The sequence below is a fragment of the Ruegeria sp. BC3 genome (genome assembly GCF_056539265.1).
In genome coordinates this window covers 439,857-457,409 of the sequence record NZ_JBQFUP010000001.1, presented here as the reverse complement: position 1 = coordinate 457,409, position 17,553 = coordinate 439,857, and the positions used below count along the sequence as shown (strand labels likewise).

Genomic DNA, 17,553 nt, shown 5'->3' with positions numbered 1-17,553 from the left:
TATTTGTCTATCATTGCGCCGTTACAGCGCCAAATCATCGCGGTGGATCAAAACGGCCCGACCGGGATAGCCCAGCGTGGCCTCGATCTCGGAGGACTTTCGCCCCTTTATCGCGTCAGCTTCTTGCGCGGTATAGCGGCTTAGGCCCTGCGCCAGTCGACGCTCCTGTGGATCGACGATGGCAACCGGGTCGCCGCGGCCAAAATCACCGGTGACTTCGACAATGCCTGCGGGCAGCAGACTTTTGCCATTGCCCAACGCTTTGGCCGCCCCGGCATCAACCACGATCTCGCCGCGCGGCTTCATGGCCGAAATCCAGCGCTTGCGCGCCGCATGCGGATCAAGTGTAGCGGTAAACCACGTGCAGTTTGCACCTTCTTCCAGCGTTTTCAGAGGGTTCAGGGTCGACCCTTCAGTAATCGCCATGTCGCAACCTGCTGCCGTTGCCATCTTGGCCGCCAGCAGCTTGGTCTTCATCCCGCCCTTGGATAGACCGGAACCGGCGTCGCCCGCCATTTCTTCGATCTCGGGCGTGATGGCTTCGATGACATCGAACCGCTTGGCTGTGCTGTCCTCATTGGGGTTGCCCGTGTAGAACCCGTCCACATCCGACAACAGGATCAATTGGTCAGCCCCAACGGTTACAGCGATTTGTGCTGCAAGTCGGTCATTGTCGCCATAACGGATCTCATCCGTTGCAACTGTATCGTTTTCGTTAACAATCGGCACCACGCCCAGGCTCAACAAGGTCTCAAGCGTTGCCCGTGAATTCAGATAACGCCTGCGGTCTTCGCTGTCTTCTAGGGTTACCAGAACCTGCGCGGTGGTGATGCTGTACGGGGTCAGAGCCTCTTCATAAGCGCGGGCCAGTCTGATCTGGCCCACTGCAGCGGCCGCCTGTGACTGCTCCAGCGGCAAAGCCGCCATCGGCAGAGCCAAAACACCGCGCCCCAGAGCGATTGAGCCGGACGAGACCAAGACTACGTCCGTCCCCTGCCCCTTTAGCCACGCGACGTCCTGCGCCAGCGAGTGCAACCAATCCGACCTCAACAAACCCGTGTCGCGGTCCACCAGCAAGGCGGACCCGATTTTGACGACAAGGCGACGTGCGGCGGTCAGGGTTGCCACGTCTTCGTCTCCTCTACGGGTTTTTGGCGCAGGCGGTTTTCGTCGATTTGGGTGCGAAGCGCACGAAGCACCTCGGTCACACCCAGATGCGCCACGCCGGACATGGTCATTACGGGGCCGCCCACAGCCTCTTCCAGTTCGGCTTTCTGGATCTCCAGTTCCTCTTCATCCAGTGCATCGACCTTGTTCAGGACCGTGATCCGAGGTTTTTCGGCCAGTTCGCCGCCATATGCCTCAAGCTCATGAATGATGGTGCGGTAGTCTTCGGCCACCGTTTCCGAGGTGCCATCGACAAGGTGCAACAGAACGGCGCAGCGTTCGACGTGCCCAAGGAACCGATCCCCGATCCCGCGCCCTTCGTGTGCGCCTTCGATCAGACCCGGAATGTCGGCGACCACGAACTCTACGTTGTCGACACCGACAACGCCCAGATTCGGGTGCAGAGTCGTAAACGGATAATCAGCAATTTTGGGGCGGGCGTTCGATGTGGCCGCCAGAAAGGTTGATTTGCCGGCATTCGGCATGCCCAACAGACCCACATCTGCAATCAGTTTCAACCGCAGCCAGATTGTGCGGTCGATCCCCGCCTGCCCCGGATTAGCGCGGCGCGGGGCCTGGTTGGTGGCCGATTTGAAGTGCAGGTTGCCAAAGCCACCATTGCCGCCCTTGGCCAGCAAAACACGCTGTCCAACTTCGGTCAGGTCGCAGATGACGGTTTCTTCATCCTCGTCCAGAATCTCGGTGCCGACAGGCACGCGCAGCACGATGTCGTCACCGTCCTTACCGGTGCGTTGCTGACCGCGACCCGGTTGGCCGTTTTTGGCAAAGAAGTGCTGCTGATACCGGAAATCGATCAGGGTATTCAGCCCATCCACGACTTCGGCCCAGACAGACCCGCCTTTACCGCCGTCACCGCCATCGGGACCGCCGTATTCGATGTACTTTTCGCGCCGAAAGCTGACGCAGCCGCCACCTCCGGCACCGGACCGGATGTAGACCTTTGCAAGATCGAGAAATTTCATGTGTGTCCCCTACTGCAAAGGCCCCATCGGCCACAAGTCAGAGTTTTTTACTGTATGTCCAGGTGGGCACATTCGCATCGCGCGCCACCGAGTAGCTTTCGGCATCCCCAAGGTATTCAAACCCGCAATGGGTCAGCACCCGGGCCGAGGCCGGATTGTCCTGAAACACGCTGGCAAACATGGTGGCGTTTTCCAACGGGTTGGCATTGACCAGCGTTTCAACGGCCAGCGACGCAACGCCCGTGTTCCAATAGACAGGCGCGACCCAATAACCGACCTCGGACTGGTTGCGGTCCAGTCGCGTCAGTGAGATCAGGCCAATCAGCTCGGGACCACCATCCTTGGTGGCGTCCATCGCCCAGACATCCTCATCCCGGTCCTCGGCCATCGAACGGGACACGAATGCCTCGATCGAGCCGGGCGGCAGCGGATGCGGGATCGACGTGGTCATACGTGCCACGCGCTCATCGCCTGCGTAATGTTCAATGAGACCCAAATCCGACCTGCGCAGCGGGCGCAGATCGAACCGCTCGGTTTCTATGACCGGCTGGTTTATGATCGTCTCCAGTTTCATGAGTGCGTTCCTCCTCCGAACAACACGTAAATTATGGACGCAAAAGCAAAACTAAATAACGTCCACATCAGATATTTGCGGCCCAGACGATGTTCAACCGCATGGGCAATCCGACCTTGTGTCAAGGTTGGTATAAAGCTTGCTGCATTGGTCATCGGGGCCATTGATCAAAACTGCGTTAAAACGAGAAAGGGGACCGGCATTTTCTGCCGGTCCCCCTGGAATTTTTCAAACCTTACGGGTTTCGGCTTACTCTGCGGCCTCCGCCACTGGCAGGACCGAAATGAAGGTGCGGTTTTTGAGTCCCTTGTGGAACTTCACGGCGCCATCGGTGGTTGCAAAGATGGTGTGATCTTTGCCCATACCTACGCCTTCGCCCGGCCAGAACTTAGTGCCGCGCTGACGCACGATGATGTTGCCTGCGATGGCTGCTTGGCCACCGTACAGTTTCACGCCAAGGCGGCGACCAGCTGAGTCGCGACCGTTACGGGAGGAACCGCCAGCTTTTTTATGTGCCATTCTCTCTCTCCTTAGCCTTTGGCCAGCTCTTTGGCCTGCTCAACCCACTCGGGTTTCACTTTGACCGTTTCGATAGCAGCAATCTGCTCGTCCGACAAGGCGGCCAGAGCAGCAAAGCTCTCGATACCGGCTTCTGCCAGCTTCTTGGCAGCGGCAGGGCCGACACCGTTCAGCTTGGTCAGATCGTCAGCGGCAGCAGCAGCGGCGGGTGCCTCTGCTTTGGCTTCAGCTTTCTTCGCAGCAGGCTTTTTTGCCGCCGGAGCAGCTTCGCCAGCCGGGGCCGAACCAGTTGCAGCTTTGATGCCCGATTTGTCAGCGCCCGACGCCAAGATGTCGGTGATTTTGACCAGAGTCAGCTTCTGACGGTGGCCAACGGTACGCTTCGAGCTGTGCTTACGACGGCGCTTGACGAACTTGATGACCTTGTCACCTTTGATCTGTTCGATCACTTCGGCTTGTACGCCTGCGCCTTCAACGAAAGGTGCACCAACAACCGGAGCGTCGCCGCCCAGCATCAGAACATCGTTGAATTGAACTTTTTCACCTGCGTCGGCAGCCAGTTTTTCAACGCGGAGCACATCGCCCGCCTGAACCTTGTACTGCTTGCCGCCAGTCTTGAGGACCGCAAACATGCGTCTTTCCTTTTCAAACCCGCGTTCTGTGGTCCCCTTTCGGGCGTTACTGGCTTTCGCCACCTCGAACAGCGCGCCCTTTTCGGGCTGTGTGACGACCTTTCGGGACAACCCCTTGGGTCAATAATAACGAGACCCGGCGCGGAGAAACCGGCCGGGATGCGCGCTTATCCATAGAATGGCTGGGAAAGTCAACAGCAAATAGAGGGTCAAAGGTCCGACGCGCTGAGCGCGCGCGAGACCGCCTGCCCCAGTTCATAGTAGACCTGATCGTAAATCAGATCGAAGCCGACAAAAAAGGCCTCATTCATGGCGCGTCCCGTATCGGTGCGGGAAAAGGCGATGTTCTCGCGCATTTGGGCTTCGGTCAAAGGCTGATAAGCCAGCAGCAAAAAGGAATACAGCCAAGTTCGGGTCTTTTCGGTAACGCTGTCCTTTTCCGACAATAGCTGCGCCAGGATGTCTTCGGGGTTAGCGCCCGTTTCGCCGCTCAGGCCGCGAAAAAAGTTGTAATCCGAACTCAGGGAACTTTGGACATTCCTGTCGATCAGATCGTTGACCTCGATGTACTCGTCGACCAGCAGGTACAACGAGGTGTCTTGCGCACTGTCCAGGTACGCCTCGCGCGCCATGTCCTTGATGGTTTCGTCCGCGAATGCCAGCCGCGCTGAGTTTTCCAGCGTGACAATGGTTTGCCCGACTTCGCTTTCAAAAAACACGATCGCGCGGTCCATCTGACTGTCTGTCAGGCGGCTCTCAAAGGTCTCAGCAATCTGCTGCTGCATCCGTTCGGGGGCATAAATCTCCTCAATCTGAGCCTCGAATACCGGACCTCCGGTGTTTCCCAGAAACGTCTCATCCAGTTCTTGCCCTTGCACCCTGCCCTCATCCCGCAGGATCTCGACGACCTGTTCGATCTTGAGCGCCTGCATCAGGCGCTCGACCCGGTCCGAGGCGGCCGCAGGAACGGCGAATAATAGAAAAGACACACACGCAGCGGTAAGACGCATCAGATATCCTGTGCCGGGTGCAGTTCGGCCATTCGTGCTGCGAGGTCTTCGAACTTCATGGCCATGATTTCGTATTGGATGGCGTTCAACAGCTCATAGACCTCTTGCATCAGCGGTTGCTCCAGCGCGTCGGCATAAGCAATGACCTCGGCGTCCGAGAAGTCCTTATAGGTATAGGCAGCCCCAGCCAGAGCGGACAGTTGCAAGGCCTGCCGCATTCCGGTTTCGCTGCGCCGAAGCATTTCCCTAAGCTCATCGGCGCTCAGTTGCAGGTCGATCACACCCGAGGCGCTGGCCGCGAGAAGAAAGCGCAACTGAATCTCTTGCACAGCCCGCAAAGCAGTGCCGCTGGAGTCAATCGCGCGATTCATGCGTTTGAGCTCTTCGACGCGTTTCGAGCCATCTTGGATCAGGCCCGATACGATTTCCTGCCCTTCCGTCTGCTTGGCTTCATCGTCTTCGATCATGTGAGACGCGTTTTCGGCCTGAACCAAGCGCTGCCCCAGGTCCGAAGCATAGAACTCGACCGCGTGGTTCAGCGCATCATCGCTCAGCGTTTGTTCCAGAATCGAAACGGCGATGTTGTGCATGTCTTCGACATCAAAGACTTCTTCGGTCAGACGGGTCCAATCCGATCCAAACCCGTCGGGGTCAATGCCCAGCATCTGAGGCGCCGAGGCTGAAGCCAGCGCTATGCTTTCAAGGGCAACATCAAACCCGGTTGTGGTCAAAAACGCCTCGATACGGTCCCGGCTGGCTGCAAAAGCCTGCTGCGACAGTAGAGCAAGGGTGAAAACAACGGCAAAAAGCGGCACAACGGCCCGGTGTAGAGCATAGGTCATAAGCAAGAGCCTAGGCGAATTACGGCGTCAGGCAACGGAAAATCCCAGCTTTGTTAATTTTCGGAATTTTCTGCTTGCACCCCCGCGCGTTCCTCACTAAATCCCCCCCTCACAGACCCCCGCGGAGAGGTGCCGGAGTGGTCGAACGGGGCGGTCTCGAAAACCGTTGTGGGTGCAAGCCCACCCAGGGTTCGAATCCCTGTCTCTCCGCCACAATCCCTTTCGGATGACGGCCTTTTTCAAGCAAAGCGTGCGCAACGACCGCGAGGCGGCGTGATATTGCCATCTGGTATGGTCAGATCGGCGCAGGCTGGCTCAATTCCCGGATTTGAAATGAACTCCGGGGAATTCCCCTTTGATTTCCGGTATTTTCCACCCATCTGGGCGACACGTATTTCAAGGAGAACCCCCTATGTCGCGTACTCTTATTCTCGCAGTTATCGTCGCTGGCCTTGGCGCTGGCATCTACTATTACCTAAATCAACCGGAACCCACGCCTGCTGAGCGGCTGCAATCGGCGGCGCAAGAAGCGGGCGAAGCCGTGAACGACGCCGTTGACGCGGCCACCGAGCAGGCGAATGAGGCTGCATCTTCGATCACAGAGCAGGCCACCGAAGCCGCCGAGCAAGCCGGACAGGCAGCCACCGATCTGGCAAACCAGGCCAGCGATCAGGTTGCCTCACTGGCCACGCAAGGCCAGGATCTGGTGAACACTTGGATCGAAGAAGGCACGCTTTCCGTTCAGAACTTTGACTATGACGCCATTGTCGCCTCGGTTCAGGACAGTCAGTTGTCGCAGGACCTGAAAACGCAGGCGCTTAACATCCTTGATGAAATCAAGGCGTCACCTCAGTTGATTGCAGAGAAGATCGAAGAGTTGCGTACCCTTCTGACATCTCAGCAATAAGCTCTCTGGGCCGTTCGCTTCAGAGCGGCCCATTTTTTGTAGCAGGCAAGCTCCCGCTACGTCAGTTCCCACTTTGATTGACGTATGGACGGGCGTTTGGTTGGCTGTTTCCTAAACCCCAATACCACACGCACCAGACCCGGTCGGTCCTGTGCCTGCACAGCAGATAGGAGACAGCATGACCACCCTGCCCCCCAAAATGTTCGCCGTAATTCAAACCCATGACGGGTACACCGGCTCTCCGTCTGGGCCATTCATCGAGGACGCCGCCGATTGGCTGGCCGAGGCCGAGATCGACGTTCCCGAGCCCGGCCCCGGACAAGTTCTGATCAAGCTGCGCACGGCATCGGTGAACCCGTCCGACATTCACTTTATCAAGGGCGAATATGGGCAGCCGCGCGTCAAGGGCATGCCTGCCGGATTTGAGGGCTGCGGCGACGTTGTTGCAACCGGCAAAGGGGCCGAGGCATTGCAGGGTCAGCGGGTCGCCTTTGTCGCGGCAGGTTCAGGGGCTTGGGCTGAATACGTGGTGACGCAGGCGCTGATGTGCATCCCGCTGCGTCCCGACATTTCGGATGAGGACGGATCGGCCCAGATCGTGAACCCCATGACCGCGATGGCCATGGTCGATATCGCGCGCGGCGCCGGTGAGGCCTTTGTGGTGTCTGCCGCCACCAGCCAGTTGGGCAAACTGATGTGTGCTCTGGGTCGTGACCTGGGCTTGAAGCCCATTGCCCTTGTGCGCCGGGCCGAAGCGGTCGAAGCCATGATAGCGTATGGTGCACATGAGGTGCTGGTCACCACAGATCCGGATGTGGTCCAGAAATTCTCTGCACTCAGCCATGAGCTGAAACCCCGCGTCTTTCTGGATGCGGTCGCGGATCAGTTGTCTGAACAGGTGTTCTGCGCCATGCCCAACGGCGCGCGATGGGTTGTTTACGGAAAACTCAGCCCCGAGCTGCCAAAGCTGACACAGACGGGCCAGTTGATTTTTATGAACAAGCGGATCGAAGGCTTCTGGCTGACGCAATGGATGACCTCGACCCCGCCTGCGGACCAGATGCGCGTGGTTGCAGAAGTCCAAGCCCGTTTTGCTGATGGGCGCTGGAAAACAGATGTTTCGGAACGGCTTAAACTGCGTGATGTCGTGGGAAAATTGGCAGATGCGCTGAAAAAGAGTGACGGAAAGGTTCTGATCACGCCATAGTAGAACAAAGCCCCGAACGTAGGAGGACGTTCGGGGCCTAAGAAAACGCCGGGCATACCGGCATGGGAGGAGAAAATTGGATAACGCGCAGCTGCTGATCAGCGGGCTGGCGAATGGCTGTGTCTACGGCCTGATCGCGCTTGGATTTGTACTGATTTACAAGGCAACCGAAGCCGTGAATTTCGCGCAAGGCGACTTCATGATGCTGGGTGCCTTTGTCACCATCGGACTGACGAATACCGAATACATGGGGCTGCCGTTCTGGCTGGCATTGCCGATCTCGTTAGGGATCATGGCGGCTTTGGGGTACCTCTTGGATCGCCTGATCATTCGACGATTGTTCGGAGAAAGCCAAACAGCCGTGGTGATCCTGACCATCGCATTGGGTTTTGTGATCCGGTTCGTCGCCGGGCTGATCTGGGGGCACGAGCCGCAGACATTGCAAAACCCTCTGGCCGGGAAAGAGGTGCGTTTCGGCGGGCTGGTTCTGGGGATGGAGGACGTGGCGGTTATCGTCGTCACCATCCTGCTGACCTGGGGCCTGTACGTTTTCTTCAGCCGCACCAAGCTGGGTCTTGCGATGCAGGGTGCTTCTCAGAACCAGTTGGCGGCCTATTACATGGGTATCCCGGTTAAGCGCGTGCAGGGGTTCATTTGGGCCCTCGCCGGAGTGGTCGCCGGGATTGCCGGCATACTGTTCGCCGCCAAAGGCTCGGTCGATCCCAGCAGCGGATTGCTCGGGATCAAAGCCTTCGCTGCGGCGGTCATCGGTGGCTTCGGCAGTCTGCCCGGCGCTTTAGCCGGAGGGCTGGTTGTCGGCGTGATCGAACCCTTCGCCAGCCGATACATCGCCGCCGGGTACAGTCAGGTCGCGCCTTACGCCTTGTTGTTGGCCGTGCTGATCTTCCGTCCAAACGGGCTGTTCAGCCAGGTTCGGGTCAAGAAGGTGTAAGCGATGCGAGTTATCTTCAAAACCAACTACATGCAGGATATCCGGCCCTGGAAGGACACCTACCAGCTCAGCCTCTACCTGATCCTGCTCGCGATCATCATCGCCGCACCGTGGTGGTTGGATGAGTTTTACCTGGGTGAACTGACCAACGTTCTGATCTGGGCCATCGCGGGTCTGGGTCTGATGGTCCTGACCGGCCATACCGGGCAGGTCAGCCTTGGTCACGCTGCGTTTCTGGCCTTTGGCTGCTATGCCAACGTGATCCTTCTGGAAGCAGGCGTTCCGTTTTTGGTCGCCTTCCCGCTGGCGGGTATCCTGACGGGTTTGGCTGGGGTGACGGTCGCGATCCCTGCCCTGCGCTTACACGGGATCTATCTGGCGATCTTTACCATGGCACTGTCCATTCTGATGGATGACGTCATCGTTCTGGCCGAGCCGATCACAGGCGGTGTGTCGGGCAAGTATCTGGGCGGCGTTGAAATCTTCGGCTTTCTGGTTGATCGCTGGGGGACGCCGGTTCAGTTCTTCTGGCTGGTTTTGGGCGTGGCTGTTCTTGTGACCCTCGGGTACATCAACCTTCTGCGCGCGCCGCTTGGGCGCAGCTTTATCGCGGTGCGCGACTCTGAGGTTTCGGCTCAGGCGATGGGCGTCGATATTGCCCGCACCAAGATGATCTCGTTCGCACTGTCTTGCGCCGTGACCGGTTGGGCCGGAGCACTGATGGGCATGTATGCCGGTGCATTCAATAACGAGACGTTCAGCGTTGTGATCTCGATCCAGCTGTTGATGATGATCGTGATTGGCGGGTTGGGTTCGATCCACGGAGCGTTTCTTGGCGCGATCGTCATTGGGTTCCTGCCGCAATTCCTGTCGATCTCGAAGGAATATGTTGGCGCGCTTTTTGGCGGCAGCACCGTTGCCATTCCGGGTCTGGAGTTCGGCATCTTCGGTATGATCCTGATCGCGTTCATCCTGTTCGAACCAATGGGTATGTATGGGCGCTGGCTGAAAATCCGTACCTGGTTCGAACTGTTCCCCTTCTACCGCAAGGATATGTTCAAACGTCAGAAATCCTACCTCAAGACGGAGCGCCTGAGATGAGCTTGCTTGAGTTTGAAAATGTCACCCTGAAATTCGGTGGCCTGACGGCGGTGAACGATCTGTCCTTCGAGGTCGAAGAAGGCGAGGTTTTCGCCATAGTCGGTCCAAATGGCGCGGGTAAATCCACGGTTTTTAACCTGATCTCACGGTTTTACGATCCCTACGCAGGTTCGATCCGGTTTGACGGGCACGACCTGTTGGCAGTCAAACCCTCGGGCGTGGCGGCCTATGGCGTGGCGCGGACGTTTCAGAATATTGAACTGTTCGAACATGCCACCGTATTGCAGAACCTTCTGGTTGGGCGGCATCGGCATCGCAAAACCAACCTGTTCTCCGAGGTGCTGTTCCTGCCCTCAGCCCGGCGGCAAGAGCTGGAAAACCGCGAAAAGGTCGAAGAGATCATCGATTTCCTCGATCTGCAGGCATTCCGTGACAAGATGATCTCGGGTTTGCCCTACGGCGTCCGCAAAGTGGTCGAGGTTGCGCGCGCACTGGCGACCGACCCCAAGTTGCTGTTGCTGGACGAACCTGCTTCGGGGCTGTCGGTCGAAGAGACGACGGATATGCGCTGGTGGATTGACGATATCCGACGGCAGATGGGCACGACTGTGCTGATGGTGGAGCATGACATGGGGCTGGTTTCCGGCGTGTCCGATCGAGTTCTGGCCATGGCTGACGGCGCGAAACTGGCGCTTGGCACGCCAGCCGAGGTTCAGTCACACCCAGCTGTGATCGAAGCCTATCTGGGGAAAGCCTCATGAGCGAACCGATCCTGAAAATCCGCAATATCGAAAGCTTTTACGGCCCGATCATGGCAATCCGCGGCGTGTCGTTGGACGTGCATCCCGGTCAGATCGTTTCAATCCTCGGGGCAAATGGTGCGGGTAAGACTACGCTGATGAAAACCGTCTCGGGTGTGATGGACCCGGAGAAGGGAAAGATCACGTTCCACGGCGAAGACATTCAGGGGTCAGAACCACACAAGGTCGTCCAGAAAGGCATCGTTCATGTCCCCGAAGGCCGCGAGGTCTTCCCCCTGCTGACAGTGGACGAAAACCTGAGCCTTGGGGCGTATACGCTTCGGGACAAAGGCCAGATCGACCATGATCGCGACTTGGTATTTTCGTATTTTCCGATCCTCAAGGAACGCCGCAATCAAGAGGCTGGCACGCTTTCCGGCGGGCAACAGCAAATGCTGGCCATCGGACGTGGGCTGATGGGGAACCCGAAGATCATGCTGTTGGATGAGCCGTCTCTGGGCCTGTCCCCGCTGTTGGTGCAAGAGATCTTTGGCATCCTCAAACGGCTGAACGACGAACAGAACATGACGATGATGTTGGTCGAACAGAACGCCAATGCCGCGCTGGAACTGGCCCATCATGGCTATGTGATGGAGGTCGGACGCATCGTGATGGACGGCGCTGCAAAGGTTCTGATGCAGTCCGAGGACATCCAGAACTTCTATCTGGGCGTGCAGGAAGAAGGCGCGCGGGAAAACCGTCGCTGGAAACGCAAGAAGACGTGGAGGTGAGACAGATGAACATCAGCACCCTGCCCCCTCAGATCACAGTCAACGGCGTTCGCCTGAACGCGACACCCGGCCAACGCCCCGTGCGCGTCGATGAGTGCATTACGATCTGCGAGCTGTTTCAGAAACGCTGCGCCGAATTGGGTGATCGCACGGCCCATCGCGAAAAGGACTTTGGGATCTGGAGGTCATACTCCTGGGCGGATTACTGGAATCATGCCAAATGGATCGGTCTGGCGCTTCGCAAGCTGGGTCTTGAGCGCGGAGAAGTCGTCTCGATCCTGTCGGAAGACAGCAAGGAATGGGTCTGGTTCGATATGGGCATTCAGGCTGTCGGGGGCATCGCCTCAGGCATCTACACCACGGACTCGGCCAGCCAATTGCAATACCTGATCAATGACAGCGGCAGCCGTTTTCTGATCGTCGAGAACGAAGAGCAGTTGGACAAGTTCCTGCAGATCGAGGACGAGGTGCCCGAACTGCTGAAAGTCATCATTCTGGATGATGAAGGGCTGCATGACCTGAACCATCCCCGCTGCATGATGATTGACGAATTCTACAAGCTGGGTCAGCAAGCCGAGACCGAGGAACCCGGTCGGTTTGAAGCCGAAATCGCGCTGGCTACGCCGCAGGATACTGCCCTTTTGGTTTACACCTCAGGCACGACCGGCATGCCCAAAGGCGCGATGCTGAGCCATGAAAATATACTTGCGGCTATCGAATGCGGCGCTCATTCCCTGCCAACGCACAGTGACGACGAACAGCTCTGCTTTCTACCGCTGTGTCACATCCTGGAACGCGACGTTTCAGTCTACTTCCCACTGGCTGCGAGATGCACTGTCAATTTCGCCGAGAGCCCAGAGACGGTGTTTGCCAACCTGCAAGAGGTCTCGCCCTCGACATTTACCGCCGTTCCGCGCGTGTGGGAGAAAATCTATTCCCAAGTCCAGATCATGGCGCAGGATGCAACGCCTGCTGGTCGTGCCGCCTATGGAATGGCAATCAAAGCCGGATTGGCGCGGGCCGAGTACATTTTGGAGGGCAAACCTGTGCCCACCGGAGTGGCGGCGCAATACTGGCTATGGGACCGGTTGGTCCTGCGGAACCTGCGCCGGATGTTGGGCATGGACAAGATGCGCCGTGGCGGATCAGGTGCGGCCCCGATCTCGACCGATCTGTTGAAATGGTACTGGGCCATCGGCGTTCCACTGATCGAGGGCTTCGGGATGAGCGAAACCTCGGGCCTCGCTACGCTGAACACGATCGAACACAACAAGATCGGAACGGTCGGGCGCAGAGTGCCCGGTAATGACATCCGCATATCGGATGAAGGTGAAATTCAGCTGAAGGGTCTCAACATCTTTCAAGGCTATTGGCGCAACAACGCCAAGACGGCGGAAACGTTCACCGCAGACGGATGGCTGCGCACCGGCGATATCGGGTTTATCGACGATGACGGCTATGTCACCATCTCGGGCCGGATGAAGGACATCATTATCACCGCCGGCGGCAAGAACATCACCCCGGCCGAGATCGAAAGCCGTTTGAAGTTCAGCCACTATATCTCGGACGCGGTGATCATTGGCGACAAGCGCAAATACCTGACCGCGCTCATCATGATCGATCAGGAAAACGTCGAGAAATTCGCTCAGGACCGGAAAATACCGTTTTCGAATTTTGCCTCGCTATGCGCTGCGGCTGAGGTCAAGGATCAGATCCAGGCCGAGATCAACGCGGTCAACAAGGACTTTGCCCGCGTCGAACAGATCAAGGATTTCCGCCTGATAGACGTGCTTCTGACAGCAGATGACGATGAGCTGACAGCGACCATGAAGCTAAAACGCAGCTTTGTGGAAAAGAAACACGGTCATCTGATCGAAGATATGTACAAATAGTAAAAGGGATAACCCAAAGGGAGGACTAAGATGAGGAATGTGATCACGCGGCTGGCAGCTGCCACCGCTTTGACAGTTGCGGCAAGTATCGCAAGCGCACAGACCCAAGGCGTCACCGATGATGAGATCGTCATCGGGTCAGTCAATGACCTGAGCGGCATCTTCGCGGCTGTTGGCGTTCCGGCGATCAAAGGGGCCAATGTCTATTTTGACCGCGTCAACGCCGAAGGCGGCGTGCACGGGCGTCAAATCCGCTACGTCGTCGAAGATAACGGATACCAGATGCCGCGCGCGATGCAGGGCTATAACAAGCTGCTGAATCGCGACAAAGTGTTTGCCATGCTGCAATCCCTGGGCACGCCGATGAACCTGGCCGGGTTCAAGCTGTTGGATCCAAAGGGCATTCCGAACGTCGCCCCCCTGACCGCCGCGCGGCAAATGCTGCAAGATCCGATGGACAACAAGTTCACGTCGTTCTCGACCTATTTCGACCAGAGTCGCGTCGGGGTGAAGTACCTGGCCGAGCAGTTTGGGGCGCAGAATGTCTGCACCATGTATCTGCCGACCGACTTCGGCGAAGAGATTCTTGAAGGCAGCAAGGCCGGAGCGGAAGAAGCCGGTATTAACTTTGCCGCAGAGACCACGCATAAACCTGATGAGGCGGATTTCGTGGGGTCGCTCAGCAAGCTCAAAGAAGAAGGCTGCGATATCGTCACAATCGCATTGGGCGTGCGTCAGGCGATCACCGTGGTTGGAACGGCCAAGAAGATGGGCCTGGAAGACATGAAGTTCCTCGGCACCTCGGCCAGTTTCCTGACCGTGGTCGCGCAAGTTCCCGGTGGTGTGACCGATGGCTTTTATGCCGCTGCCTCATGGCAGGACCTGTGGGCGCGCGCCGATGAACCCGCCCCTGCTGCCTTTATCGAAGAGTACAAAGCAGCGACCGGCGAAGACCCTGTTGGTTTCGCCATGCTGGGATACGCCGCTGCGGACATGATGGTTCGGGCTCTTGAAGCCGCTGGCCCGGATCTGACCCAGGAAAGCTTTATCGCCGCGATGGAGACGCTGGATTATCAGGATGACCTGGTCGGCAATCATATGACCTTTGGTCCGGATGACCACCAAGGCGCGGACTCGGTTTATGTCAGCGTTGTCGAAAATGGTGCCTGGAAGATGGTGTACGAGGAATAAACCCGACCCCTGTTCCAACGAAAAAGGGCTCGCAGATGCGAGCCCTTTGATTTTGTGCACTCGGCAGCGAATTAACGCTTCGAGAACTGGAACGAACGACGCGCTTTGCGCTTACCGTATTTCTTACGTTCAACAACACGGCTGTCGCGGGTCAGGAAGCCAGCAGCTTTCAGAGCACCACGCAGGGACGGATCGTACAGCTGCAGCGCTTTCGAGATGCCGTGCTTGACCGCGCCGGCCTGACCGGTCAGGCCACCGCCTTTGACGGTTGCAACAACGTCGAATTCACCTTCAACGCCGGCAACCTGGAACGGCTGGCGCAGGATCAGCTGCAGAACGGGACGCGCAAAATACTTGTCCTGATCTTTGCCGTTCACGGTGACCTTGCCGGAGCCCGGCTTGATCCAAACGCGGGCAACAGCGTCTTTACGCTTACCGGTGGCGTAGGAGCGGCCCAGCTCGTCACGTACGGGTTCACGCACGATGACTTCTTCGGCCACGGTTTCAACGCCTGCGACGGCGCTCAGCTCTTCGAGAGTATTGATCTGATCAGCCATCGGTCATTAGCTCCGGGTGTTTTTCTTGTTCATGGACTTAACGTCCAGAACTTCGGGGGCCTGGGCTTCGTGCGGGTGCTCGGCACCGGCGTAAACGCGCAGGTTGGTCATTTGCTGACGCGCCAGACGGTTGCCCGGCAGCATGCGCTTGACCGCTTGGGTCACGACGCGCTCGGGGTGTGCACCCTCGAGGATCTGCTGCTTGGTGCGCGACTTGATGCCGCCCGGGTGGCCAGTGTGCCAGTAGAAGTTCTCTTCGCGCTTCTTGCCGGTCATCTGGATTTTGTCAGCGTTGATCACGATGACGTTGTCGCCCATGTCCATGTTCGGGGTGAACGACGCTTTGTGCTTGCCACGCAGGCGCATGGCGACGATCGAAGCAAGACGGCCCAGAACAACGCCCTCGGCGTCGATCAGGATCCATTTCTTGTCGATGTCTGCAGGTGTTGCAGAAAAGGTTTTCATGGCAGGATAGTCCTGTTTGATGTGAAAGACCGCCCCAAGGCGGAGCGGCCCGAATTCGATGGAGCGTATTTAGAGGGCACGGGCGTGCAGGTCAACATCGCTAAACGTAATTAAAATGATATAAAACAGTAGGTTATAAAATAGGTATTACTTTACCCCATATATTTTGGGCCTGATTGGCATACAGAGTGAGCGTTAAGTAACTCGACGGGCTTCGATTTGGGAGAATCCACGCAATGAACTGGCAACAAACTGTGTCCGACTATGGGGCAGCATGGCAAGAAGCCGACCGCAGCAAAAGGCTGGAAATCCTGGTCAGATGCTTTGCCGAAGACGGAACATATGTCGACCCCATGGCACAGGTACAGGGCCGGTCAAAACTGTGCGACCATATCGGAGAGGTCAAGCAAAACACGGGTGGCAGGCTTGAACTGACAAGCAAGGCCAGTGGCCATAATGACGTTGCCCATTTCACCTGGCGCCTGGTTGGTCCCGATGGCAATGTCGTCGTCGCAGGTCACGACTTCGCGCATTTGGATTCCGATGGAAAGATTGCGCTTTTAGCCGGGTTCTTCGGCGACCCTGAACCCTTGAGTTAGGCGTCAGACACTGATCTGTTCCGGCGGATTGTCCAGCAACCGACGCAAGCGCTGCATGGCATCCTCGAACCGATCCAGTGACACATGGCCATTCATAGCGATGCGCACCGCGTTGGGTGCGCGGCCGTCTCGCAGGGCGAATTCATCGGCTGAACGCAGTTGAATCCCCTCGCGTTCGGCCGCGCGGCTAAAGGCTGCGGCGCGCCAGCCCGAAGGCAGGTTAAGCCAGACAAAGGGCACATCCGGCGCCCAGTTCAGATCGAACCCGCCCAAAGCATTTACGGCGACCCGAACATATTCGCCCATTCTGGCGCGGACGTCTTTGGCCACTTGCGCTGTGCGAGGATCTGAAAGCAGCAGCCGGGTCAGCTCAGCAAGCGGCTGTGCAAGGCCGAAATAGCCGTATTCGGCCGACCGCCGGAGGTCCACACTGCGTTCGCGCGGGGCAATCGCGAAACCAACACGCAAAGCTGGCGTCAGGATTTTTGAGATCGACGAAACGTGCCACCCCCTCTCCGGTGCCAGAGCACGATAGCTAGGCTCTCGCGCATCGCCCATTCGATAGCAATCGTCCTCGATGATTTGCAGATCATAACGCCGCGCGACCTCGACGACCTCTTTGCGGCGCTCCAGCGGTGTGTGCGTTCCGGTAGGGTTTTGCACCTCGGGCGAGACACAGACCGCTTGTACCGAGGTTTGACGCAGAACATGCTCCATAGCTGCTGGGTCTATGCCCCACTTGTCCATTTTGACCCCGACGACCTCAGCTCGCATCAACTCCCCAGCGCGGCGAAACCCCGCATAAGACAGGTCTTCGACCAGAACGACGGGTTTGGGGCCGCGCAAAATTGTTTGAAACACAAGGCACAGCCCGTTCTGACCGCCATGCGTCAGCACAACATCATCATGGGTCACTGGGCCGAGTGGCAAGTCCGACAGCCAGTCGACCACAGCCTGGCGCATCGGCTGATAAGCGTCGCGGGTTGGATAGTTCATCAGCAACTGGGGGTCGGCTTGCGAAACCTTCTTTAGGCATTCCCGGATCAAAGCCACCTGCCCCATATCCGGCAATCGCGGGCTGAACAGGCTGACATCGGCGCTGTATTTGTCTTCGCGCAGGTGAAGCTGGCGCGCCCAGACGTCGTCCAAAAGCGGGGATTTTGGCGGGGCGACAAATGTACCACGCCCAACCTCGGCTTGTAGCAAGCCCTCGTCCGTCAGAATCGTATAGGCACGCGCCACGGTACCAGGAGTGATTTGTAACCGATACGCAAGTTCGCGGACCGGAGGCAGTTTTGTTCCAACCTCCAGCGCCTTGTTCTCAATCGCTTTTCGTATTGTGTCAGCCACTAAGGTGTACTTAGGGCCTTTGGATTTTGGCAGTTCTTCGGGCCAAATTGTATCCATTACAATTCTTCCTTTGC

The 17,553-nt window shown here is 57.6% G+C and carries 19 protein-coding genes and 1 tRNA gene; 10 read left to right on the top strand and 10 right to left on the bottom strand.

The features are described from left to right. Positions 1-21: 21 nt before the first annotated feature. From proB to ACR0MV_RS02210, 7 genes are all read right to left on the bottom strand, one after another. The gene (proB, locus tag ACR0MV_RS02240) at positions 22-1,128 is read right to left on the bottom strand and encodes a glutamate 5-kinase (protein WP_480700844.1); all 1,107 of its coding nucleotides are present in this window, start codon (positions 1,126-1,128) and stop codon (positions 22-24) included. Next, a complete protein-coding gene (obgE, locus tag ACR0MV_RS02235; protein WP_170463717.1) occupies positions 1,116-2,150 on the bottom strand; it encodes a GTPase ObgE in 1,035 nt (344 codons plus the stop codon). The genes proB and obgE overlap by 13 nt, the downstream gene beginning before the upstream one ends. Positions 2,151-2,187: 37 nt before the next feature. Next, positions 2,188-2,724 carry a GNAT family N-acetyltransferase gene (locus ACR0MV_RS02230; protein ID WP_170424914.1) on the bottom strand — a complete coding sequence of 179 codons (537 nt, stop codon included), beginning with the start codon at positions 2,722-2,724 and terminating at the stop codon, positions 2,188-2,190. 249 nt (positions 2,725-2,973) lie between these two features. Continuing rightward, positions 2,974-3,243 (bottom strand): 50S ribosomal protein L27, encoded by a 270-nt coding sequence (gene rpmA, locus ACR0MV_RS02225; RefSeq protein WP_039535512.1) that lies wholly within the window; start codon positions 3,241-3,243, stop codon positions 2,974-2,976. Between the two features lie 11 nt (positions 3,244-3,254). Next, entirely contained in the window at positions 3,255-3,875 is a 621-nt protein-coding gene (locus ACR0MV_RS02220) for a 50S ribosomal protein L21 (protein ID WP_209223490.1), read from the bottom strand. A 209-nt stretch (positions 3,876-4,084) separates the two neighbouring features. Beyond that, complete coding sequence (locus ACR0MV_RS02215) at positions 4,085-4,885, bottom strand: DUF2059 domain-containing protein (protein WP_480700843.1); 801 nt, start codon at positions 4,883-4,885, stop codon at positions 4,085-4,087. Beyond that, positions 4,885-5,727, bottom strand: a complete 843-nt coding sequence (locus ACR0MV_RS02210) for a DUF2059 domain-containing protein (RefSeq protein WP_480700842.1) — start codon at positions 5,725-5,727, stop codon at positions 4,885-4,887. Before ACR0MV_RS02210 ends, ACR0MV_RS02215 begins: the two co-directional genes overlap by 1 nt. A 123-nt stretch (positions 5,728-5,850) precedes the next feature. Here ACR0MV_RS02210 and ACR0MV_RS02205 point away from each other — a divergent pair. The 9 genes from ACR0MV_RS02205 (at position 5,851) to ACR0MV_RS02165 (ending at position 14,508) form a co-directional block, all read left to right on the top strand. Then, positions 5,851-5,940: transfer RNA gene (locus tag ACR0MV_RS02205), tRNA-Ser, on the top strand. 199 nt (positions 5,941-6,139) lie between these two features. After that, the gene (locus tag ACR0MV_RS02200; RefSeq protein ID WP_170424927.1) at positions 6,140-6,634 is read left to right on the top strand and encodes a hypothetical protein; all 495 of its coding nucleotides are present in this window, start codon (positions 6,140-6,142) and stop codon (positions 6,632-6,634) included. A 178-nt stretch (positions 6,635-6,812) separates the two neighbouring features. After that, entirely contained in the window at positions 6,813-7,841 is a 1,029-nt protein-coding gene (locus tag ACR0MV_RS02195; protein WP_480700841.1) for an alcohol dehydrogenase catalytic domain-containing protein, read from the top strand. Positions 7,842-7,917: 76 nt separating this feature from the next. Further along, positions 7,918-8,793 carry a branched-chain amino acid ABC transporter permease gene (locus ACR0MV_RS02190; RefSeq protein WP_170424932.1) on the top strand — a complete coding sequence of 292 codons (876 nt, stop codon included), beginning with the start codon at positions 7,918-7,920 and terminating at the stop codon, positions 8,791-8,793. A 3-nt stretch (positions 8,794-8,796) separates the two neighbouring features. Beyond that, positions 8,797-9,894, top strand: coding sequence for a branched-chain amino acid ABC transporter permease (locus ACR0MV_RS02185; RefSeq protein ID WP_170424935.1), 1,098 nt, complete (start codon positions 8,797-8,799; stop codon positions 9,892-9,894). Then, positions 9,891-10,655, top strand: coding sequence for an ABC transporter ATP-binding protein (locus tag ACR0MV_RS02180; RefSeq protein WP_170424939.1), 765 nt, complete (start codon positions 9,891-9,893; stop codon positions 10,653-10,655). The genes ACR0MV_RS02185 and ACR0MV_RS02180 overlap by 4 nt, the downstream gene beginning before the upstream one ends. Beyond that, positions 10,652-11,425: an ABC transporter ATP-binding protein gene (locus tag ACR0MV_RS02175; protein ID WP_170463732.1), complete on the top strand. Its 774-nt coding sequence runs from the start codon at positions 10,652-10,654 to the stop codon at positions 11,423-11,425. Before ACR0MV_RS02180 ends, ACR0MV_RS02175 begins: the two co-directional genes overlap by 4 nt. A gap of 5 nt (positions 11,426-11,430) precedes the next feature. Further along, entirely contained in the window at positions 11,431-13,317 is a 1,887-nt protein-coding gene (locus ACR0MV_RS02170; RefSeq protein ID WP_480700840.1) for an AMP-dependent synthetase/ligase, read from the top strand. 30 nt (positions 13,318-13,347) lie between these two features. Then, positions 13,348-14,508 carry an ABC transporter substrate-binding protein gene (locus tag ACR0MV_RS02165; RefSeq protein WP_480700839.1) on the top strand — a complete coding sequence of 387 codons (1,161 nt, stop codon included), beginning with the start codon at positions 13,348-13,350 and terminating at the stop codon, positions 14,506-14,508. A 71-nt stretch (positions 14,509-14,579) separates the two neighbouring features. On the opposite strand, the gene rpsI is transcribed toward ACR0MV_RS02165, so the two are convergent. Next, positions 14,580-15,065, bottom strand: a complete 486-nt coding sequence (gene rpsI / locus ACR0MV_RS02160) for a 30S ribosomal protein S9 (protein WP_039535473.1) — start codon at positions 15,063-15,065, stop codon at positions 14,580-14,582. A 6-nt stretch (positions 15,066-15,071) separates the two neighbouring features. Then, positions 15,072-15,530, bottom strand: a complete 459-nt coding sequence (gene rplM / locus ACR0MV_RS02155) for a 50S ribosomal protein L13 (protein WP_039536983.1) — start codon at positions 15,528-15,530, stop codon at positions 15,072-15,074. A gap of 236 nt (positions 15,531-15,766) precedes the next feature. Here rplM and ACR0MV_RS02150 point away from each other — a divergent pair, with 236 nt between their 5' ends. Then, on the top strand, positions 15,767-16,129 hold the full coding sequence (locus tag ACR0MV_RS02150) for a nuclear transport factor 2 family protein (RefSeq protein ID WP_170424951.1): 363 nt from the start codon (positions 15,767-15,769) through the stop codon (positions 16,127-16,129). 3 nt (positions 16,130-16,132) lie between these two features. Here ACR0MV_RS02150 and ACR0MV_RS02145 read toward each other — a convergent pair whose 3' ends face one another. After that, positions 16,133-17,536: an aminotransferase-like domain-containing protein gene (locus ACR0MV_RS02145; RefSeq protein WP_480700838.1), complete on the bottom strand. Its 1,404-nt coding sequence runs from the start codon at positions 17,534-17,536 to the stop codon at positions 16,133-16,135. Positions 17,537-17,553 lie beyond the last annotated feature (17 nt).